This is a genomic window from Hyunsoonleella aestuarii (assembly GCF_006148925.1).
GTDB classification, from domain to species: domain Bacteria; phylum Bacteroidota; class Bacteroidia; order Flavobacteriales; family Flavobacteriaceae; genus Algibacter_D; species Algibacter_D aestuarii.
Genome location: NZ_VAWB01000002.1, coordinates 274,579 through 297,926, shown reverse-complemented (window position 1 = coordinate 297,926; position 23,348 = coordinate 274,579). Strand labels below are relative to the sequence as shown.

The 23,348-nt window shown below is 33.6% G+C and carries 17 protein-coding genes; 3 read left to right on the top strand and 14 right to left on the bottom strand.

Going from position 1 to position 23,348, the window contains the following annotated elements:
- Window positions 1-86: 86 nt before the first annotated feature.
- The 12 genes from FEF17_RS11070 to pabB all read right to left on the bottom strand — a co-directional run bounded on the left by FEF17_RS11070 (window position 87) and on the right by pabB (window position 14,273).
- The gene (locus FEF17_RS11070; protein WP_139002458.1) at window positions 87-467 is read right to left on the bottom strand and encodes a RidA family protein; all 381 of its coding nucleotides are present in this window, start codon (window positions 465-467) and stop codon (window positions 87-89) included.
- Between the two features lie 139 nt (window positions 468-606).
- Complete coding sequence (locus tag FEF17_RS11065) at window positions 607-1,191, bottom strand: DUF4202 domain-containing protein (protein ID WP_139002457.1); 585 nt, start codon at window positions 1,189-1,191, stop codon at window positions 607-609.
- A 158-nt stretch (window positions 1,192-1,349) separates the two neighbouring features.
- Window positions 1,350-3,644, bottom strand: coding sequence for an FdhF/YdeP family oxidoreductase (locus tag FEF17_RS11060; protein ID WP_139002456.1), 2,295 nt, complete (start codon window positions 3,642-3,644; stop codon window positions 1,350-1,352).
- A gap of 30 nt (window positions 3,645-3,674) precedes the next feature.
- Entirely contained in the window at window positions 3,675-4,286 is a 612-nt protein-coding gene (locus tag FEF17_RS11055; protein WP_139002455.1) for a nucleotidyltransferase family protein, read from the bottom strand.
- Between the two features lie 3 nt (window positions 4,287-4,289).
- Entirely contained in the window at window positions 4,290-5,306 is a 1,017-nt protein-coding gene (locus FEF17_RS11050; protein ID WP_139002454.1) for an XdhC family protein, read from the bottom strand.
- Window positions 5,307-5,365: 59 nt separating this feature from the next.
- A complete protein-coding gene (locus FEF17_RS11045; RefSeq protein ID WP_139002453.1) occupies window positions 5,366-7,585 on the bottom strand; it encodes a xanthine dehydrogenase family protein molybdopterin-binding subunit in 2,220 nt (739 codons plus the stop codon).
- Window positions 7,586-7,605: 20 nt separating this feature from the next.
- Entirely contained in the window at window positions 7,606-8,067 is a 462-nt protein-coding gene (locus FEF17_RS11040; protein WP_139002452.1) for a (2Fe-2S)-binding protein, read from the bottom strand.
- A 108-nt stretch (window positions 8,068-8,175) separates the two neighbouring features.
- Window positions 8,176-9,132, bottom strand: a complete 957-nt coding sequence (locus FEF17_RS11035; protein ID WP_139002451.1) for a YheT family hydrolase — start codon at window positions 9,130-9,132, stop codon at window positions 8,176-8,178.
- Between the two features lie 36 nt (window positions 9,133-9,168).
- Window positions 9,169-10,791: an adenine deaminase gene (gene ade, locus FEF17_RS11030; protein ID WP_139002714.1), complete on the bottom strand. Its 1,623-nt coding sequence runs from the start codon at window positions 10,789-10,791 to the stop codon at window positions 9,169-9,171.
- Window positions 10,792-10,826: 35 nt separating this feature from the next.
- On the bottom strand, window positions 10,827-12,137 hold the full coding sequence (gene tilS, locus FEF17_RS11025; RefSeq protein WP_139002450.1) for a tRNA lysidine(34) synthetase TilS: 1,311 nt from the start codon (window positions 12,135-12,137) through the stop codon (window positions 10,827-10,829).
- Between the two features lie 9 nt (window positions 12,138-12,146).
- Window positions 12,147-12,965: an alpha/beta hydrolase gene (locus tag FEF17_RS11020; RefSeq protein WP_139002449.1), complete on the bottom strand. Its 819-nt coding sequence runs from the start codon at window positions 12,963-12,965 to the stop codon at window positions 12,147-12,149.
- A gap of 3 nt (window positions 12,966-12,968) precedes the next feature.
- On the bottom strand, window positions 12,969-14,273 hold the full coding sequence (gene pabB, locus FEF17_RS11015) for an aminodeoxychorismate synthase component I (protein ID WP_139002448.1): 1,305 nt from the start codon (window positions 14,271-14,273) through the stop codon (window positions 12,969-12,971).
- A gap of 77 nt (window positions 14,274-14,350) precedes the next feature.
- Here pabB and FEF17_RS11010 point away from each other — a divergent pair, with 77 nt between their 5' ends.
- Genes FEF17_RS11010 through FEF17_RS11000 form a run of 3 tightly spaced genes read left to right on the top strand, consistent with a single transcriptional unit; the run spans window position 14,351 to window position 17,425 of the window.
- Window positions 14,351-15,241: an aldose 1-epimerase family protein gene (locus FEF17_RS11010; protein ID WP_139002447.1), complete on the top strand. Its 891-nt coding sequence runs from the start codon at window positions 14,351-14,353 to the stop codon at window positions 15,239-15,241.
- 40 nt (window positions 15,242-15,281) lie between these two features.
- Window positions 15,282-16,634, top strand: coding sequence for a DEAD/DEAH box helicase (locus FEF17_RS11005; RefSeq protein ID WP_139002446.1), 1,353 nt, complete (start codon window positions 15,282-15,284; stop codon window positions 16,632-16,634).
- An 8-nt stretch (window positions 16,635-16,642) separates the two neighbouring features.
- A complete protein-coding gene (locus FEF17_RS11000) occupies window positions 16,643-17,425 on the top strand; it encodes a S1/P1 nuclease (RefSeq protein ID WP_139002445.1) in 783 nt (260 codons plus the stop codon).
- Between the two features lie 90 nt (window positions 17,426-17,515).
- Here the strand turns inward: FEF17_RS11000 and FEF17_RS10995 are convergent, their stop codons facing one another.
- Both FEF17_RS10995 and FEF17_RS10990 read right to left on the bottom strand, forming a co-directional pair.
- Window positions 17,516-21,706 carry a phosphodiester glycosidase family protein gene (locus FEF17_RS10995; RefSeq protein WP_139002444.1) on the bottom strand — a complete coding sequence of 1,397 codons (4,191 nt, stop codon included), beginning with the start codon at window positions 21,704-21,706 and terminating at the stop codon, window positions 17,516-17,518.
- A 10-nt stretch (window positions 21,707-21,716) separates the two neighbouring features.
- A complete protein-coding gene (locus tag FEF17_RS10990; protein WP_139002443.1) occupies window positions 21,717-22,961 on the bottom strand; it encodes a glycosyltransferase in 1,245 nt (414 codons plus the stop codon).
- Window positions 22,962-23,348: the final 387 nt, after the last annotated feature.

The window sequence follows — 23,348 nt, the reverse complement described above, 5'->3', positions numbered from 1 at the left end:
CTGGAACTGGAGCAATTAAAATTAATTAATTAATTGTTCTTTAAATAAGGTTTCTTTATAAACAACCTCATCTAAAGTAGGTGCTTTTAACCTTTAAACGCAGTTACCTGAATTTCAATTTTCATTTTGTTGTCTGCAAGTCCAGCCATTAACATAGTTGCGGCAGGTTTAATATCTCCAAAGTATTTCTTAAGCACCGGCCAACAGCGTTCAAAATCACTAACATTTGGTAAAATATAAGTAACACGTACAATATCATACAAACTTGCTTTTGCTTGTTTTAAAGTACTTTTTATATTCATTAGGCATTGCTCAGTTTGCATAACAATATCATCACTAATGGTCATGGTTTTATAATCATAACCCGTAGTACCTGAAACAAAAATCCAGTCGCCTTGAATAACTGCTCTTGAATAACCAATTTTTTCTTCGAATGTAGAGCCTGAGCTTATCAATTTCCGCATCATAATTTAGTTTAATGTTTTTGTGTTATATAAATTTATTAATCTCTATTCTTAATAGTCCTAGTTTAGATAATTAATTGCAAGCTCATTTTTCTCATCAATACTCTTTTTTGTTAATCAATTTATTTCCTGTTGAGTATCCTTATACGATAGCTTGTTTTAACAAACCCAAAGATTTTTCAGAAAAGTTAAGCTTCAAAGCCTCTTTTTGGCCTTCATCACTCATCTTTACCCATGTTTTTTGCAGAATATCTATCACTTTTTCATCTGCGTGTTTTTTAGCAAATTCTTCAAAATAATAATCTAAAAATACTAGGCAAATAGTATCCTCTAAAGCCTGAGATTCTTCATTTTTCTTAATGAACTTCTTTAAAATAATTTTTCTAATTCTATCATCAAACAGATCATCGTAGCCAACTTTCTTTAAGATTTCTGACGTTAAATCTGCATGCATCATTTTCAAAGTTTCGCGCCATTTTATATACCCTACACGATTCATTGGGTATTCATCTCTTGGAATTTTCCATCTACAAATATGTTGTGCTCGTGCAGCAATTTGCAAGGCTTTAGAGGCACTAGGCTTAAACTGCAACAATTTTCGCGACATACGTTGCGAGTACAATAGTTCTTTAGGATATTTTATTCCAGCAACTTCGTAAGCGTTTATATCTTCAGAATTAGCCTTATCAATAAGCGCAATAGCAGTTTCAAAACGTGTGGGTTTCATTATCTATTGGGATTAAATTCTATAATAGGCAAGATACACAATTACTTTTTTTATTAAATGCCTCAAGGTTTTTCTAAACAGTTTGAAGTTAAATTGTTTTTCTAAAATTGGAAATGGTTATTATTTAATAAATTATTGGTTATGATTTTCCGAAAATATTAAGCTTTTTCGACAACAACCCTCACACTCTTTGAGGCCGGGGTTTTAGCTGTATGCGCAAAACTATCTAACGGCACCAAGACATTAGTTTCTGGAAAATACGTCGCACAACAATTTTTAGGAATATCATACCCAACTACTTTAAAGTTATTGGCTTCACGAATCACACCGTTATATTCTGATTTTAGATGTACAACGTCATTTTCCTCTAAACTACGTAGTTTCATATCTTCACGATTCATAAAAATAATACGTCGTTCATTAAAAATACCACGATAGCGATCATCAAGACCATAAATGGTTGTATTGAATTGGTCATGACTGCGCATGGTCATCATTATCAATTCATCTTCTTTTAATTTCCAATCTGGTAATTTATTAATAGTGAAATTTGCTTTTCCTGTTTTGGTTTTAAACTTTCTAACTCTTGCTCCATTTGGTAAATAAAAACCTGATGGTAGATTTATTCTAGAATTGTAATTTTCAAATCCTTCAACGACTTCAGCAATATCATCTCTTACTAAATTATAATTGTCTTTGTAAGCTAACCAATTAATTTTTGAACGTTCATTTAGCGTTGCATTGGCAATTCCACAAACTACGGCGACTTCACTCATCAAACTATCGGAACATGGTTCTAAAATGCCTTTTGTAGATGACACCACACCCATCGAATTTTCAACACTTTGAGTTTGAACCCCTGTTTTTTGATAATCTTTTTCAGCACGACCTAAACATGGTAAAATAAGAGCTTCTTTTCCAGTGACTAAATGAGAACGGTTTAGCTTTGTACTTACATGAACTGTTAAGTTACAATTCGCTAAAGCTTGGGCAGAATAAACCGTATCTGGAACCGCAGAAATAAAATTTCCTCCTAAACCGAAAAAGACCTTTGCTTTTTTCTCATACATAGCTTTAATCGACTCAATCACACTATAACCATGTTTAGTTGAAGGTTTAAAGCCATACTTTGCTTCAATTTTATTTAAAAACGCTTGTGGAGCGGATTCCCAAATACCAACAGTTCTATCTCCTTGAACATTAGAATGCCCTCTAACAGGACATGTCCCAGCACCTACCTTCCCTATACTACCTTTCAACAATAACAGATTCACCAATTCGCGGATATTATCAACAGCATTTTCATGCTGTGTAAGACCCATTGCCCAACAAATGATAATCTTGTTTTTACTCAGAATTAAATCAAAAACTTCATCAAATGATTCTTTAGAGACTCCAGAGGCTTGCAAACATTCATCAAAATCATAGGTTTTTAAATCTGAAATAAAATCCTCTAAGCCATTCGTATACTCCTCAATGAAAGGCTTATCAAATACATTTCCAGTGTTTTCCTCTTTTTCTAAAAGCTTTAATAGTAATGCTTTAAAAAATGCCACATCACCATTAATCGTTATTGGTACAAAAACATCAGACAGCTGTATTCCACCTGTTAACATTTTAATGGGGTTTTGTGGTTGGGTAAACTTCATTAATCCAGCTTCTGGTAAAGGGTTAATCGCTATAATTTTACCACCATTCTTCTTTGTCTTTTCCAAAGCAGATAACATTCTAGGGTGGTTAGTTCCTGGGTTTTGACCTACTACCATCACAAGTTCTGCCTTGTACAAATCGTCTAAAGTAACAGAACCTTTTCCGATACCAAGTGTTTCTGATAAGGCACTACCACTAGCTTCGTGACACATATTAGAACAATCTGGTAAATTTGAAGTACCAAATTCTCTCACAAATAATTGGTATAAAAAGGCCGCTTCATTTGTGGTTCTTCCAGAAGTATAAAATACAGCTTCATCTGGATGATCTAATGCATTTAAGTTTGTTCCAACTTTGCTAAAAGCTTCATCCCAAGAAATTGGTTGATAATGTGTTGCTCCCTCTGGCAAAAACATAGGTTCTACCAATCGTCCTGATTTGCCGATTTCGAAATCTGATAGACTAGCCAACTCATCAACAGAATGTTGTGCAAAAAAATCTCGAGCAATAAGCTTATTTTGCATTTCTTCAGCCATAGCCTTTAATCCATTTTCACAATACTCACCTAAAAAAGAACGGTCGTCGTCTGGATCAGGCCATGCACATCCTGGGCAGTCGAAACCACCTTTTTGATTTATTTTTAAAGACACTTTTAAGGCGTCTTTTATCTTCATATACTTATTTGCATGACTTAAGGCCGCTTTTAGACCCCTAAAACCTGCACTATTAGTTGGTGGGGTTTTAATTTTTAAATTCTCGAACTTCTCAGGTGTTAACGCTTTATCAATTGGTGACTTACTCATACTCTAATATAAGAAATAACGGGAATAATATTATTTAGAAACCTTATTTCTAAGTATTTCATATTGAGCTTTAGTATCAATATCCAAATTTTCAAAATCTGGACAAAGAACCTTTACAAAGTCCATGTACTTTTTTAAAATAGACTTTGCTCCTTCATCACCAGATAATTGTGCTAAATCATTAAAATATGCATTATCGAATAAGGTAGGCACTCCTACTTTATCTTGGTTATATAAAGTAGCAATAATTTCATTTTTATTTGGACAGAATGCTTTAATGATGTCATCTAAATACTCACTTGTCACCAAAGGTTGGTCAGCTAAAACAATTAAAAGTCCATCAAAATTTTCATAAGAATTTAAGACGTACTCGGCAGAATGAGCAATTGATTTCCCAAGACCTTCTTTCCAATTTTTATTTACAACAATTGAAACCGAATTATCTATTACATGAGACTTAACGGTTTCATTATTTGCACCAAGAACAACTATAACTTCTTTAGCTAACGTGTTTCTGGCAGTAGAAATAGAATGATTAATTATCGTTTTTTCTCCCCAATTTAAAAGTTGTTTAGGACTTCCCATTCTAGTTGAGGCTCCAGCTGCTAAAATGGCTATTATGATATTTGAAGATTGAGACAAGGTTTAATGTTTCGAATGAATACTCCCTGTTTTTTTACTAAGAAACATTGGATTGCGTTTTCTAGATACTGCCAAAATCTCAGAAACAATTGATATAGCTATTTCTTGGGGTGTTTCGGAACCAATATTTAAACCCGCAGGTCCATGAATAACTTCTAAAAACTGATCCGAAACCTCTGGACAATATTCTATAAATTGAGACAATAAATCTTCACGTCTTTTTGTTGGTCCTAGAAGCCCTATGTAACTAGGGTTTGTGTCTTTTAAAGCTACCAAATGACGTAAATCGTAAGCAAAATTATGCGTCATCAAAACGATGGCAGTTTGATTATCAACAGATGAAATATCCAAATCCTCTGGTGTTGTTGGTATTAAAACTTTTGCTCCTGGAAAATTATCTAAAGACTTAGACTCTGAGATTCCTGCCACAACCGTTACCTCCCAGCCTGTTAAAGCTGCATATTTACATAATTGAACAGCATCATGTTCTGCACCAATTATTATTAATTTAAAACACGGAGGCATCTTTTGATGAAAAATTAAATCACCTTCTGTTTTTGAACTTCTTAAAGATATGGAAAAACCAATATTACCAATTTTAACCTCAGAACCTAAACCTTCAAAAACACCTTCTTTCTTTTTATAATGCGAGATAACTTCAAACGATTTTCTTTCATTCAAACATTTGAAAAAAGAGGTTTCAGAAGTAGTATCAAAATTAACCGCTTCCAACAAAATGTAGAGAACACCTTCGCACCCTAATCGGTAACGACCATCGTAAGTCATCATTTTAGATTTTCCTGTTTTGAAAACAGATTGCGCTTGCAATAGCACTTCTTTTTCAACGCACCCACCGCTCACTGCTCCAATCATGGTGTCATCCTCCAAAATTAACATGCGTACCCCTGGTCTTCGATATGAAGATCCATCTAAATCAACAACCGAAGCCAAAACAGATTTTAACCCACCTGTTTTAGCTTTTATTGCTTCTTCTATTATTAATTTAAATTCGTGTGTCATTATTTAAATTAAAAAGAGCTTCAAATACAAAAGCTCTTTTCTTAAACTAATTAAAATTTTTAACCTAAAATCTTCTCTTCAACATTCATATTACTCATGTAAGGCTGTTTTGTTAAACGCTTACCTGTAGCCTTGTAAATGGCATTTGCCACCGCAGCTCCAACCGGAGGCAACGTTGGCTCTCCAAGTCCCGTTGGATCAATATCATTCTCTATAAAATGAATATCCACCTTAGGTGTTTGTCCCATTCTGATAAGCTGATATGAATTGAAATTATTAGACTGTGGAACTCCATTACTGAAGCCAAAATCCGAGTACATAGCATGACCAATACCATCAAGTACGCCTCCTTTACACTGATTCATAGCTCCCAAAGGATTAATAACAATACCACAATCTATAGCACAAGTCACTTTTTTAACGCTTGGTATTCCATTTTCCATTGTTATATCGGCTACTTCTGCAACATGCGTGTTATGGCAATAATAAACAGACAATCCTTGGTAAACACCACTTTCGGATTTTCCCCAATTCGATTTTTCAACGGCCAATTTCAAAACGCCTTGTAAACGCTCTGGACTGTATTCTATTTTTGGATCTGGATTGTTTTTTACATTCTCTAATAAATCCATGTGTAACTTAACTCTATCTACACCTAATTCCTCTGCTAATTCGTCAAAGAAACTCTGCTCTGCACTTGCCAAAAAGTTTGTGTAAGGAGCTCTCCAAGCACCTGTAGTAATGTTACTCCGGTAATTAGCGGTGTCTACCTGATAATTTTCGACTGCTCCTGCTGGAAAGAAATTAGGAATTAGCCCATACATATTGGAGTTAACAGCAGCTTCTTTTAAATGATACCCAGTTAACTTCCCATCTTTTATCGACGCGGCTATTCTATACTTAATAGCAGGTCGATAAACTCCAGTAGTCATATCGTCTTCACGTGAAGACACCATTTTAATTGGCTTTCTAATGGCATCTGAAATTTCTGCTGCCTCATATACAAAATCACCATAAAGGCGTCGTCCAAATCCACCACCCATTCTTGTCATATCGACAGAAACTGTCTCAATATCTCTTCCTAACAAGTCAGCAACAACCTTTTGGGCAGATTCAGGAGTTTGAACAGGACCAACCAAATTCACTTTTTCATCTGTAACATCTGCAAAGAAATTCATTGGTTCTAAAGTATTATGCGGTAAAAAGGGTGATTCATAAACCCGTTCAATTACCTTATCAGCGTTAGCAAAAGCTTTTGCTACATCACCATCTTTTCTTCTGGTATTAAATTCTTTACCTGTTAATAAACCATTTAAAATTTCATCGTGCTTTTCTGTACTTTCTAATGGAGTATCCGTTTTCCAAACAGCTTTTAGAGCTTTTTTTCCTTTAAAAGCATCCCAAGTTGTTTTTGCAATAACGACAACTTTATCTGAATCACTCATTACCATAGACCAATTTCTATTTCCAGCTTCGTTATACGCTCTTACCTTCTTGCCAATTGTTATAACATCAACAACACCAGGTAAAGATTTTGCTGCAGATGCATCATAAGATTCTAATTTTTGACCAAATGCTGGCGGTCTTAAAACTGAGGCGTAGAGCATCCCTTCTACCTTATAATCTAAACCAAATAAAGGTTTGCCCGTAATTATTCTGTCTATATCGACATTTCCTTTTCCTTGACCTATAATTGTAAAATCATTTGGATCTTTTAAACTTACCTCCTCTGGAATTTCTAGTGTTGCCGCTTCATTAACAACATCGCCGTAATTAAAGGTTTCGCCTTTGGCGTTACTTATAACTCCTTCCTTAACAGAGCATTCGGAGGCATCAACACCCCATTTAGCGGCAGCTGCATTAACCAACATTTGTTTTGCCGTAGCTCCAGTTTGACGTAATGCCGTCCAACCATGACGTATAGATTGACTACCACCTGCAACTTGGCGGTTATAATTCGCTGTATCTAAAGGTGCTTGCACCACATAAACATCTTCCCATGCAACTTCAAGTTCCTCTGCAATAATCATCGGCATTGACGTTTTTACACCTTGACCAATTTCTGGGTTCGGTGAAAAAATTGTTACTTTTCCTTCTGGTGAAATTTTTATGAAGGCATTAAAATCGTTATAATTTAATTGACTTAAATCAATCGCTGGTTTCACATCAGACTTACATGAATTGAATAAGTTAAAACCTATAATTATCCCTCCACCTGCTAAGGCAGAAGTTTTTAAGAACGATCTTCTACTGAAAGTTAGTTTTTTTGAAGGTGTCATTGTTTTTAATTTTTTATAGGTTAACTTAATTTTTCTGAGGCTAATTTTACTGCCTCTTCAATACTATTATATGCTGCACATCTACAAATATTGCCATGCATAGCGTTTCGAATTTCAGATTCTGAAGGGTTTGGATTATTGTTCAAAAATGCAGAAGCTGTCATTATTTGTCCGGCTTGACAATAACCGCACTGCGGGACATCCACTTCTTTCCACGCTTGTTGAACAACATGATCTCCATTTTCTGAAAGACCTTCAATAGTAGTAATATCCATTCCTTCCGCTTGCGATACTTGTAAAAGACAACTTCTCATAGCATTACCATCTACATGAACGGTACAAGAGCCACATTGGCCAATTCCACATCCAAATTTAGTACCTACCAAGTTAATTTTATCTCGCAACACCCATAATAGTGGTGTATCCATATCTGCCTCGACAGAATGTGTTTCGTTGTTGATTTTTAAGTTAAATGTTGGCATAATCTGTATTTTGCTATTAAGATATTAAATTTAGTCTTGACTTTTTAACTAACTTAATATTTTAACACAGGGTTAACTTAAACAAATAACACCTAGACTAATCCAATTTTATCCTTTTGAAATAAATTCAAGAGCTCTATTCTCGTTGTAATAAACATTTGCCTTATCAATAAATCCAGAATGCCCTCCGTACTTTGGCATTTCTAAAAACAAGTTAGGATTTTTTTTGGCTTTCTTAACTGGATAACATTCTGGAGATAAAAATGAATCATTTAAAGCATTAATTATTAAAGTTGGCACTTTGATATTATGAAGAAATTGGTGACTACTACATTTTTCATAATAATCTATAGCATCGTTAAATCCATGTGCTCTGGCAGTATATAAGTTATCCAAATCAATTAACTTCTTTATAGAATTAACTTCCTTTTTAGTTATCATTTCAGGAAATCGTTCTTGTTTTAATTTAAGTCTTTTTACCAAATCTTTTAAAAACAAATCGTGGTAAAGTTTATTCTTAAAAGTATGTAATTCTTCTGATGCCCCTTTTAAACAACATGGCGCTGATACAGCTATTGCTGCCTTTATTTGATTTGGTATTTCCTCACGTTCCCCCAAATATTTTAAAATAATATTTGCTCCCAAACTGATTCCTTTTAAATAAATTTCTGAATAGTTCTTATTGAATATTGCATGTTCAATCACCTCAACTAAATCTTGAGTCGCTCCAGAATGATAACTGTAATAAAATCGATTTTCTTCACCACTGCAGCCTCTAAAATTTACACATACCGCATCTGTCTTACTTTCATTGAACAACTTCGCAGCACCAGTTATATAGGGACGTTGACCATTACCTTCTAACCCATGCAAAAGTATAATGAGTTTACTAGATTCTTTTTTTGAATAGCTCCAATCTAAATCTAAGAAGTCACCATCACTTAGAGTAATACGCTCTCGTTCTTGTTTTAATGAAACTCGTCTAATTAAGCCAGAATAAACCGTAGAAATAAAACCGTTTTTAAAATAAAAAGGGGGGGTATATTTGGATTCGATTACTGGCATGATTTCGTCAATTGTTTTAGAAATAGTTATTTTGATTTACTCAAATTCTAAAGGAGTAAAGTCAAACTTGGAGCCGTCAAACAATCCTTTATCACTCAATTTTAGTGAAGGGATAACCAGTAACGCCATGAAAGATAAGGTCATGTAAGGAGCATATAATTCGGTTCCTAACTGTTTTGCAAATGCGTCCAATTCAGCATATTGCTTTCCAATAGTTGCTCCATCTTTATCACTCATAATTCCTGCTACTGGAAGAGGAACAACGCTTTCTTCGGAATCAGAAACAGCACAAATACCTCCTTTATTTTCAATAATTAAATTTACTGCTTTACAAATAGCTTCATCTGAAACTCCAACGGCAATAATATTATGAGAATCATGACCAACAGATGACGCTATGGCACCTTCCTTTAATCCAAAATTTTTAATAAAAGCGAATGCTGGTTTTTGGTTTTGATAACGGTTTACGACCGTCATCTTAAGAACATCTTTTTTGGTATTTGAAATTAGATTACCTTTTTCAACGGTAGCCTCGGCAATAATTTCATTGGTAATTAATTGTCCCTCTAAGGCTTCAATAACTTTAATTTTTTTCGCTAAAGATTCAACCTTAAAATCTGTTACTAGTTTCTTTTGACAATTAAAATTGTTTAAATTTTTAAAAGGCACTGACTTAATTAATGATTCCCCTTTCGTATAAACCAACTTTCCGTCAATGTAAGTTTTCAATGTTTTAAAATTGGTTAAATTTTCGACCACAATAAAATCTGCTGCATCACCAATTGAAAGCAAACCAACATTCAAATCGTAGTGCTTTACAGGATTAACGCAAGCAGCTTGCAATACCTTAAACACATCAACATCTTTTGACACGCCTCTAGCACAAAGTTGATTGATATGACCAACTATTAAATCGTCCGGATGTTTATCATCACTACAGAACATCATATCTTCATAATATTCCGGTAGCAAATCGATTAGTGCATCAAAATTTTTAGCCGCACTTCCTTCCCGAATGAGAATCTTCATCCCTTTTTGAAGTTTTTCTAAAGCTTCATCAAAGGTGAAACATTCATGATCTGTTGAAATTCCTGCCTTGATATATTTGGTTAAATCCTCCCCTCTCACTCCCGGAGCATGACCATCAACAGGCTTATTAAAATGTTTGGCCCAAACTATTTTCTTTAAAACTTCTTCATCATCAAAAATTACTCCAGGATAATTCATCATTTCCGCTAGGTATTTGATGTCTTGGTTTTGAAGAAGTTCTTTTATGTCCTGAGCATCAATTTTTGCTCCAGCTGATTCAAAATTAGTTGCAGGAACGCATGACGGTGCACCAAAGTTAAATTTAAACGGGACTTCTTTCCCATTTTCAATCATAAATTCAACCCCTGGAACACCTAATACATTTGCTATTTCATGTGGATCGGAAACTGTGGCAACTGTACCATGTTTTACAGCTATTCTAGCAAATTCAGATGGCACTAACATGGAACTTTCAATATGAATATGGGCATCTACAAACCCGGGTAGAATATAATGTTTCACGTCGTGATCTTTTTCTTCAATAGATACAATCTTTCCATTTTCAAAAGTAATTTCACCTTTGTAAATCCGTTTGTTTTCTATATCGACTATTTGACCTTGGAGTTTCATATTTATGGATTCCTGCATCAGCAGGAATGACAGCATTATTTCAATTCTATTTTAAAAATTTGATTAGTACCAGATTCAACCTTAAATCTATCATCGGCTCTATGGTTAACAACCCAGACAATGTCATCTCCCGAACACAATAACCATGTATTCTCTTTATCTAGTAGCGAAAATTTTTCATCCTTAAAATACTTACTCAGTTTCTTTTTACCTCTCATCCCAATAGGATAAAAGACATCCCCTTCTTGACTTTTTCTTAATTCTAAAGGAAATTTGAGTTTGTCTTTATCCACAAAAATTTCATTTTCATTTACATCCGTAACATCAGCCACATCTTCAAAACAAACAACTCCAAACGGTGTTTGCTTTTCTTTTTCGCCTTTAACAATTGAAATAATCTCACTTTCACCAGATGAAATAGTACTTAATAATAAATGTTCTCGGTTCTTAATAAGGCGATGGGTGTTAGACAAAACCTGCTTACCTGTTTCTGCATCTAATAAATCTACCATATCGTTCCATTCTGAAAAACCAAAGCTTTTAAATACCTCAAATAAATAAGCTTTTGGGTTGTTCACTTTTTTGAATTCTGAAATTTTAAAAGCTATATGATTTTCATCTCTAGAGGCAATGGCACGCTTTAATACGTCATTGGTGCTTTCTTCAACAATATCCGCTGTACCATTTAAATTCTCTAATGTAGATTGAAAACTTTGCAACAAACTTGGATTAATCTCCTTTAAAATGGGCACTACTTCATGTCGTAGTTTATTCCGTAGGTATTTAACCGATTTGTTACTGCTATCATCACGCCATTTTATATGATTCGCTTTGGCATAATACTCAATACTTTCACTAGAAAATGGTAATAACGGGCGCACAAATTTTGCGTTTACTTCTGGGATTCCCGTTAATCCTTCCAAACCTGTTCCTCGAGTAAAATTGATTAAAAACGTCTCTAAATTATCATCTGCATGATGTGCGGTTAAAATATAATCGAATTGTAATTGCTCTGCTAATTCACTAAACCAATTGTAACGCAACTCGCGTGCCGCCATTTGGATGGAACGCTTGTTGTCTTCGGCATATTTATTGGTATCAAAGCGTTGCGCAAATACTTCTAAATCTAAATTTTCAGCAAGTTCAATTACGAAATCTTCATCGGCATCACTTTCATCACCACGTAAATTAAAATTGCAATGTGCCAAAGCAATATTAAGATTAGCTTTATGGCACAAATGTGTTAAAACAACACTATCAATCCCACCAGAAACTGCCACAAGGATTTTACTCTCTTTAAGAAAGGGGAATTTTGAATGTATATGATCTCTAAAGCTATTGAGCATTTCACAAATCTAATGCTTGTTAAGCCAATTTAAAACAGTTTCAATGAATTCCTTTCTACATAAGTCGTGATGTAATTCATGAAAGCCATTTTCGAACAACTTTAATTCAGCAAATTTTGCTTTACCGACAAAGGTTTTACTACCATTGTAATCAATAAGATTGTCACCAGTGCCATGTAGTACTAAGGTTTTTATTTTTAGGTGATTCGCATTTTCAATTGCCCATTTACCCGCATCCATAATAGGAAAAGCGTAAATAGGACTCACTTTATTATGAATTAAAGGATCAGCCAGATATCGCTTTACCTCATTGAGCTCCCTAGAAATTTTACTTGGATCGATTTCATTTGAAAGTGTAATTTTAGGCGCAAATTTAAGCAACAATTTACCCAAATGCACTTTCCACTTTGGAGGTTGAAAAGCCAATTTTAAAAATGGACTTGATAAGATGATTCCTTTCACATTTGTCTGCCTTCTCAAGACATAATTAATCACAAGATTCCCACCTAAGCTGTGCCCATAGAGTATACTCTTTTTATTAGGAAATATCTCTTGAGCTTTGTCAATAGTAGCTCCTACTAAATCCAAAAGTGAATCGTAACTTGATGCATATCCACGTTTGCCTTCACTTTTTCCATGTCCAAATAAATCGCAAGCAACCACAGCGAAGCCATTTTCTACCAAATGTTTAATGACTGATTTCTCATAGCGTTGTATATGTTCTCCCATGCCATGAATTAGCACCACCACACTTTTAACTTCATCGGTAGTCCAATATTTACCATGTAAATTAGAATTATGAAGTTTTAAGTTGAAAGTATCTTTCATAGTTTAGTTTTCTAGAACCTCGCGCATAGCTTTTGCTTTTACTAAGCATTCCTCATATTCTTTTAATGGATCGCTTTTTGCGGTAATGGCTCCCCCTACGGAGTATGAGACATAACGTTTCGAGGCATTATACAAAATACTTCTTATAACGACATTAAAATCAAAATTACCTGAAGGCGAAAAATAACCAACACCCCCAGAATACACACCTCGTTTGGTTTCTTCCAGATCCTCAATGATATTCATTGCTGAAATTTTTGGAGCTCCTGTCATACTTCCCATAGGAAACGTACTTTTTATTATATCTACCGGATGTGTTTTCTCGTCTACTTTTGATGTAACAGTAGAAATCATTTGATGCACTTGATCGAAAGTGTAAATCTTGCATAACTCCTCAATACTAACACTTCCTTTTGAAGCCGTTTTTGACAAATCATTTCGAACTAAATCTACAATCATAATATTTTCGCTTCGCTCTTTTTCATCTTGTGCCAAATCTGTTTTTAATTGTAAATCTTCTTCTACAATATCTGAACGCTTAGCTGTGCCTTTTATAGGTTGTGAAATAATAGTTGTTTCTTCTTTCTTAATAAATCTTTCTGGCGAAGCCCCTATTATGAATTTGTCATCTAATTTTATAAAGGATGCAAACGGTGGTTTAGATATCTGGTTTAGTTTACGATAAGTTTCGAGAGGATTTATCCGAGTATTCTCAGCATAAAACTCTTGACAAAAATTAGCCTCATAAATATCCCCACGATAAATATGCTCTAAAATAGCGTTTACTTTTTCGAAATAGGCGTCTTTATGAATTCGAAGTTTAATCTTAATTTCAGAAAAAGCCTTTCCTCTTGCAGTTTCATTAGCTTGTTTTATATCGAATAGATCATCATTAATTTCATCTGAAACAAAATTCAAATATTGAATTTCAACATGATCATCTTGAATTAAAAATACTTTTTTAGGTTGAAAAAACCACAAATCTGAAAACCCTAATCCATCAAAGTTTTCAGATTTTAATTCTTCAGTGTCGTTTTTTAAATCATACCCTAAATATCCAAAAATCCAGTCTTTAGTATAAGTCTGATACTCCTTGAGTTTTTCAAAACCTTGATGATAATCGGTTTTAATACTTGTAAATGCATCCACAGCTAATATGGCATCATAGCTAGAATATTTTTGCTCATCCCGATTTCTATTAGCGTTAGAATCTAACCAAACCACATCATCAAATTGTTGAGCCCAATTTAATAGTTGTTTGCAAAAGCGGTTAACGTCTTTAAGTTTATGAATTTGAGTTGTTCTCAACAGATAAATTTATCGAGCAAAGTTAATGAAGTGATTTAAAAATTTAAGTATTTTGTAAACTACTTTAAACAGCATCTATGTTCACTTTACAAAACGATAAAATAAAAATTTCAATCAAAAAAATTGGAGCAGAATTATGCAAGATAATTTCCGTTAAAAACAAAACAGATTTTATGTGGAATGCGAACCCTGACGTTTGGGGCAGTTTTGCACCAAATTTATTCCCAATAATTGGAGCATTAAAAGACAATTCCTATATTTTTGATAATAAAAAGTATAAGCTTCCAAAACATGGTTTTATTAGGCATAATGATGCTATTACACTAAACGAACAAACTGAAAATAGTTTAACTTTTAAATTAACCTCAAATAAAGTCCTGCAAAAAATATACCCTTTTAAATTTGAATTTTATATTACTTACATCCTTATAGAAAATTGCATAGAGGTTAAACACACCGTAAAAAACTGCGATGATAAATCCATATATTTTTCTATTGGTGGGCACCCTGCTTTTAAATGCCCTGTATTTAATAACGAAAACTATGATGATTATGTTTTAGAATTCGAACAAGCTGAAAACTCGAAAACCCATTTAATTAACATGAAAAACGGTTTGATTTCTTCTAAAACTAAGCCAATGATTGTAAACACCAATACTTTACCACTAACCCACGATTTATTTAATGAAGACGCCCTTATTTTTAAAGATTTAAAATCTCGAAAAGTGACTTTAAAAAGTGCTTTAAATGGTGAAATTTTATCTGTGAGTTATCAAGATTTTAATTATTTAGGTATATGGGCAAAACCAAATGGTGACTATGTTTGTATTGAACCTTGGTTGGGTATTGCAGATTCTGAAAACACTAATCAAGAATTTACTACCAAGGAAGGTGTTATTAGTTTAAAACCAAATAAAACCTTCGAAGCGGCCTACCAAATTGAAATTAACGAAACCCTTTTAGCCTAACCCATTTAATAAACTTAACTTTGCCTGTTAAATAGTTACCGTGACATTTCAAGACCTTAATTTAAACACTCCGCTTTACAATGCCCTAGACGATTTGGGATTTACAACTCCAACGCCTATTCAAACCAATGCCTTTAATTTAGTGGCTTCAGGTAGAGATGTAGTGGGGATTGCTCAAACAGGTACAGGAAAGACGTTTGCTTATATGTTACCCATTCTTCGGAATTTAAAATTTTCTAAGCAAGATAACCCTCGTGTTCTAGTTTTAGTGCCAACTCGAGAATTAGTTGTGCAAGTTGTTGAGGAAATTGAGAAACTATCAAAATATATTAATAATCGTGTTTTAGGTGTTTACGGTGGTACCAACATCAATACTCAAAAGCAAGCTGTTGCGCAAGGTTTGGACATAATTGTGGCAACACCAGGACGTTTATACGATCTAGCTGTAAGTAGAACATTGCAATTAAAATCTATTCAAAAATTGGTAATAGATGAGGTTGATGTTATGTTAGATTTGGGATTTAGACATCAACTAATTAATATTTTTGATATACTTCCAGAACGAAGACAAAACATCATGTTTTCGGCAACTATGACGCAAGATGTTGATGAATTGATAACAGATTTCTTTAGAAAACCAGAGCGTATTTCTATTGCGGTTTCTGGAACACCTCTAGATAACATTTCGCAGAATAGATATGAAGTGCCTAATTTTTATACCAAGGTAAATCTATTAGTGCATCTTTTGCAAGACGAAGAACGTTTTAATAAAGTCTTGATTTTTGTAGCATTCAAACGAATGGCGGACAGATTGTTTGATAAGTTAGATGAGTATTTTAAAGAAGAACTCTGTGTCATTCACTCCAATAAAACACAAAATTATAGATTGCGAAGTATTGAGCAATTTAGGGAAGGTGTAAACCGTATTTTAATTGCTACGGATGTGATGGCAAGAGGTTTAGATATTGACAATATAAGCCATGTTATAAATTTTGATGTGCCTATTTATCCTGAAAACTATATGCATCGCATTGGTAGAACAGGTCGGGCGGAGCGTGAGGGTGAAGCACTTGTTTTTTCAACTGAAAAAGAAAAGGAAGCTATAGAAAGTATAGAGAACCTAATGCAAATGCAAATTCCGGTTTTAGAGCTACCAGCTAGTGTTGAGATTTCAACCGAATTAATTGAAGAAGAACGTCCGCAAATAAGAGAACGTAATAACCCTATAAAACGTCGTGATGAAAATGCACCTGGACCAGCATTCCATGAGAAAAAGGAAAAGAACCAGAAGGAAAATTTAGGTGGTTCTTATAAATTTAAAATTGCAAAAAAGTATAAAAAACCAAAGACCAAAGGCGATAAAAATTATAATAAGAGGAATAAGAAAAAGTAATTTAAATAATGAAAACACTTTACATTTTTATAATAGCGCTATTATTTATTATTCCAATGTATGGAAACACAGCCAATACCTATTGGGGTTCGACAGGGCATCGTGTTGTTGGAAAAATAGCAGATGACTACTTATCTGGCAAAGCCAAAAGAGAAGTTAGACGATTATTGAACAGAAAATCATTGGCCCTCGTTTCTACGTATGCTGATGAAATAAAATCTGATCGCAGATATAATAAGTTCTATACATGGCATTATATAAACATGCCGTTAGAAACTAATTATGAGGATTCTAAAAAAAATCCTGATGGTGATTTAGTTACTGGCATAGCATATTGTAAAACTGTAATACAAGATAAAAATGCATCAGACGATGATAAGGCGTTTTACTTAAAACTTTTAATTCATTTAGTTGGAGATTTACATCAACCTATGCATATAGGTTTAGAGGAAGACAAAGGGGGTAACGATTTTAAAGTGCAATGGTTTTATAAAGATACCAACCTACATCGCGTTTGGGATAAAGAAATGATTGAGGAATATGGTATGACTTATACCGAATTAGCAGAAAACGCTGATGTACTGAACAATAAACAAGTAAAGGCAATACAACAAGGCAGTATCTTTGATTGGGTGAATGAAACACATAAATTATCAAAAATTGCCTATAAATCGGCAGAACCAAATGAAAATTTAAGATACAGGTATTCCTATACTCATTTTGAAACTGTTAGAAGGCAATTACAGATTGCTGGTATAAGATTAGCTAAAGTTTTGAATGATTTATTTTAATTGTTCATTTATGACCACTAATCATTATTGGATTATTACTCCTCATTTTCATTAAGAGACTTAGGATAATAAAATCTCGATTTTAAAAAATCAAGCTTCAATCCAACCCATAATTGCATTCGCTACAAACCGTGGTTCAGGTGGTAAGGAATAAATATCCTTCTCATAGTTTTTATTGTAAGGCGAAATATTCATAATGTTCCCATCCACTACTAGAGTGCTACTTCCGCCTGGGTCAAAGCCCATAGCTTTATCCATTCCATATTTCAAAAGTATATCTACCATATCAAAATGGGTAGCCCCTACAGATTCTCTAATACGTCCGTTTACCATAAGCACCATTAATTTACCTGATTTGGTAATACCTACGGCTATTTTTGGACCTCGCATATCTGTAAAATCCAATCGGGCTGCTTGTGTTTTAATAGAATTCAAGGTTTTCCAACCTTCATCTTCCATATCTAAAATTTGTTTCCCGTCATCTATTAGCATTGGACCTGCTTCAATTGCATACGAGATCTCATCCCAATTGTAGGGGTTGGTTTCTGGTTCTAATAATTGAATATCTAGCGGCATACCTTCTTCAATCTTTATATTAGCATACACCGCCGCTGGTATAGACAACGTAATCCCTACTGGAATAACAGGTATCACCTCATTGACCTTTGTTTTAATAATTTGCTTAACCGTATGGCCTGCCAATCTTAAAATAACATTACCATCACCTTGAATATTATCTTCTGTATAAGTCAAATCGTAAAAACAGGGTTCAGTATTGCTGTGTGTGTTATAATGACTTGGCTTAAATACCATATCGCGTTTGCCGGTTATAATAAAACCTGCTTTACAATTTACCTTCCGTATATCAACATCGCCATTCTTATAAATAATAAATGCTGGTTTATTAAAAAGAGGTGGACAAAATACAGCCCTATTCATGATTAACAAGCCTAAAGGTGAGCCAATATAGGTTTCTGGTAAACCTAATTTTCCAACCAATTCAGGGTTTAATATATAACCACCATTCCAAGCTAATTCTATTTTGTTTTTGTTTTTGTTTTTCTTTTGATATTCCTTGATGAGTGCTGGCACATTTTTTGGCTCTTTATTTGCAATATGTGCTGCAAACTTCCAGTTATGCTTTTTAGTATCAATTTCGGCTAATACACCGCTCCACGGTAAACCATCTTCATAAACACCACCTGCAAATGATGATTTTACTTTTTCAACCGTTTTAATATCGTTTAAACTGGCGTTTATTTGTTCTAATAGTTTCGCAATAGGGGTTCCGTTTTCAATGGCATCTTTAGATATTAATTGCAACAAGACCTTTTCTCCAAGCTTACTTTTAAGTGTTTTATATAAATCGCCTTTTAAAATAGTATCAAAATCTTTAGCTGTTTGTATGGGTGTAGGAAATGCTAAAGTAGTTCTTACCGCCGCTGGCACAAATTGTATAAAACCGCTATCCTTAGGAATTCCCATAATTTTAGCAGTCAATGTATGTTGTACCTTACCAATATGAAAATGATCAATTTCTATAATATCGGTCATCATTGCTGCATATTCACCATTGGTAATAATAAAACCGTTAGCATCTTTAATATCTCGTAAAACCTTAATAGCCTTAGCTCCCATTTGCGGAAAATGCACCCCTTCAGACCACTGTTTAGTTTCTATAATTTCAACAACGCCCATTTTAAATAGTAGTCCTAGTTCAGGTTCTTTATCACTTTCTAAATACTCCTTAATATTCGCATTTGAAAACCATTTGGTTATTCTTGGTTCATGAATAAAAATATAGACCTTTTCTAATGCTTCGCCCTTTGCTTTAAGAACTTCAGCGGTTAGCTCTTCTTCAATTTTAAGCTTAAGTTGTGCGCGAATAGGTTGCAATACAAAATACTCTAATTCATGCTTAATATAACGACCAGGGAAATAGCCTTTAGGAACATTATTTTTTAACTTTTCTGTTAAAATCTTACGGTCGTCTATGCCTAAAAACCGACTATTAGTCAATTGAAATAAGGCCAATTCCCAATCGGCAAAAAATTGTGGTGCTAAAGTTAAGTCTGGTAAATGTTCTGGCTTAAAAACATCACTGTAAATCATATTTACCAGACCTGTTACCTCTTGATAGGTAAAATCTTGGTAGGCATACTTCTTTTTATTTCTGTGTCTGTATGCTAAGGCATGGTCATGTCTTATTTCAAATTCTCCATCAACATACTTAAAAATATCATCAATGGAGTTGTAATATTTATGAATGAGTTGTAAATCGGTATTTACCAAATCTGGAATATCATTTTCCATCATTCTAGCATAACTCATCACTTTTCCTTTTATTAGCTGCTCCTCTACCCTAAAAAAACTGGGGTCAATCAACGACTTTAAATAGGTCATAAACGACAGCCTACCATAACCTGGTAAATAGTGTCTGGTTTTTTTATTAAGAATAGCATGAAGGTCGTCATTCTCAAAATTGATCATGGCTTTGTATGCTTCTAATAAATTAACCACCTGCGTATTAACTGTATTAGAAATAGCGTTTAGCTGTAAATGCAGTCGCCCGATAATATAAGCCATGTTTTTTTGCAAAGCTTCTAAACTATAGCGTTTATTAATGACACTTCTATTATGCGTAACGTCAACCATTCTGTTTTGAGGATAGAACACGTGATCACATATTTTTTCAGCTAATCTTTTAGGTACTTTTGAGCCTTTAAATTCAAAAACATTAAGACGTAACGACTCATCTAAATGGCGTCCAATAACCTCATCGTAAACTTCTCTAGGCTCATATTGTCTGCAAAATATAGGTGTGCCGCAGGCTGCTGCTTCAATTATTGGTAAGCCTCTACCTTCTGTTTGACTTGGCAATAAAATTAAAGACGCTACATCATAAAGCTGTTCTATATCTAATGGCTTTTTATATTTTTTCTTGAATTCATTCTTATCAAACTCACTAAACAAAAACCCAAGAAGCACTCTTGATTTGAATTCTTTTGGAAGCTCTTTAAGGAAATTTTTAAAATCTTTTTTTAAATCGTGATAATAATTTTGTTGCCCATGTGGTATAGGACCTGAAACAATTAAAGACAATTTTAATTGCGGATTCGTAATAAATTTTTCCGCAAATGAATCATACGAAAATAAGCGTTTAATCAATTTAAAATTAAGCTCAATTGATTTTCTACTAATGACTCGTGTGGGCTGTAAAAAAACAATGTTATTGTTTACAAAATCGAATTCACGAATGGTTTTATGGCCCAATAAAATTGGTTTTAATGAGCGTTCACTATCTGTATGATGTGCCACGGTATGCACCGTTATGGTCTCTTTTTTATTAGCAAAAATTGTAGACACTTGCATAAATGCTTTTATAACATCGCGTTTACTCATTTGGTGCATTTTGGTATCTACCGCTGTACCTAATAATGCCACATTAGCTGGATTATGCCCATTGACATCTATAAGATGGTTTTGCTGAATTTTATTGATATTTACGTTCATCCATGAGCGACTTTCCCAAGGATATATCATTTCAATTACTGAGAAAAACTCGCCAACATGAGCATTGTGAAAAAAGAAATCTCTCGGGCCTTTTTTTAGACCTTTGGTTTTAATCTCTACTTCTCTATTGCCACCTTCCCAATAAAAATCATGATTATTATTAATAACTGGAATACCTAAATATTCTGAAATTAAAACGGTTGCAAAGGCTAAAGATACATTACCTGGATTTGAACATACATTAATTAGATACAACAGTGAAATATCATGCTCTTCAATATAAGAACCCAACTTTTCTACCAAGACTAAAACCTCTTGCCAAAACTTACCTATAAGATTATTATATGCCTCACTACCACGTTCCATTTTTATTCTAAAGAAATCATCATATAATGGCCATGCATCAAAAGCTTCCATTTCTGGAAATACTTTTTTAAAGGCGTCTTTTGGAATCAATTCATCGGCCTCTTGTTTAATATCTCCAGCTACAAAATGAATGGGAATATTAGGGTAAATCTTTTTAAAGGTTTTAGCGTATTTCTCGGTTTCAACAGTAATACCATCTATGGTGAAGTAAAAGGTTAAAAATGCGATACCGCCTTTTTCTATGTGTGCATCAAATAATGGTGCATCTCCTGTAAAGGCTGATTGTGAATCTCGTTCTTTAAATCTGTCTATAAATAACCCTAAATCAAACCAGGTATTTATTTTTTCATTCTTAAGTTCATTTAAAATATTTGTAATTTTCGTTGTCTTTTTTTTAGTCATTTTTAGCTTCTTAAAACGTAAATAGGCTATTTAATTTTTCTTCAAGCACATCGTATGAAAAATATTTTTTACCAAGGTTAAAATTATATTCACCAATTTCTAGACATCGTTTTGGATTATAAATTATATCAGACATTTGCTGCACTTTTTCATTGGTTAAATTCCCGTCTTCAGTCATCACAGTTTCAAAACCTTTATTACCAATATCCTGCATATAAACAGGTTTATAATTATTTACGAATATGGGCTTTTTGGCAAGTATACATTCTACAAAAGCATTTCCAAAACCTTCATAAGTGCTAAAGTAAGTGCAGGCTCTTCCGTGTGCATAAACGTCAGATAAATCTTTATGATCTAGTACTTTGTGTGCTGCGAATATGACTTGATTAGCCAAATTTAAATCATGAATTTGATCGATTAATTCATTGTAATATTCTTTATTTTCATCATCGTTATTATTGCCTGTAATAACAAGCTTTAATTTTTTATCATCCAACTTATCAATTAGTGAGATGGCTGTTTCAATACCCTTTCTCCTGACAATACGAGTGACTTGTAATAATGCAATTTCATCATTTGTAATACCAATATCTTTTAAAAAGAATTGATTCTCTGGAGTTGGCACCCCATAAACACGATTAAAATCCATTACATTAGGTACTAAAGTCGCATCAATATTAAATCTATTTTTAAAGGTTTCTACTCCGAATGTGTTAATAACCGCATGCTTAACATGAGGAATTAATAAAGGGAAATTATCATCAACATATTGATTGATTTCTGGATGTGCTGAAACATAACGCTGACCGCGTTCCCAATGAAAATCGTGATCATGGGTTACAATTGGTAATCCAGTATCTATAATGAGTTTCTTAATAGCAACTCCCATAGATAAATGGCACGGCAGTGCGGAAGCGTTTTCAGAAAGTATGGCATCGATTTTTTTATCTACTACCCATTGAAGCATCGCTTTATAAATCATGTTAGAGGCATCTTCAACATGCTCTAGTAAAGGCTCTGGATTTTTATCGGGTTCGTAAAACGCTTTACGCTGTCCCCATTCGGCTTCTACCGAAAAAAAAGATAAAGCTGGAAAAAGATAATGATACTCATAATCCATATTCCAAGACTCAAATTCTCCCGACATAATAAAGACTTCATGACCAAGTTTTTTTAATATTTCTATCCATTTCTCTGTTTCAAGTGCCACACCGTCAACACCACCTATTCTTCCAATAATAATACCTATTCGCATGCAAATTAATTAAAAGTGTATACCTAAAGATACATTTTAATGAAATGGTTGAAAAGGTTTAGAAAGGTTATATTTAATAAATTATCACTTCAAAAATTTTAGTAATATTTAAGAATGAGTTGTTTAAAATATTGCAGCTATTTTAATAAAATGATAATTTTAAAATTCAATTTTAATAAGAAAACTGATGCTTTTGTGTCTTCATAATTAAGGCAGTGAAAATGATATATAATATTGACTATTAATAGCTAAAGAAGGTTTATCTTAATTGAGGAACAATGGATATAAAGGCTATAAAAACAAAAACAGTATAAAATAAAGCTGAAAAATCCCTTACCAAACTAATGGTAAGGGATATGAAGAGAGTTATAGGTTCAGGATTAGTAA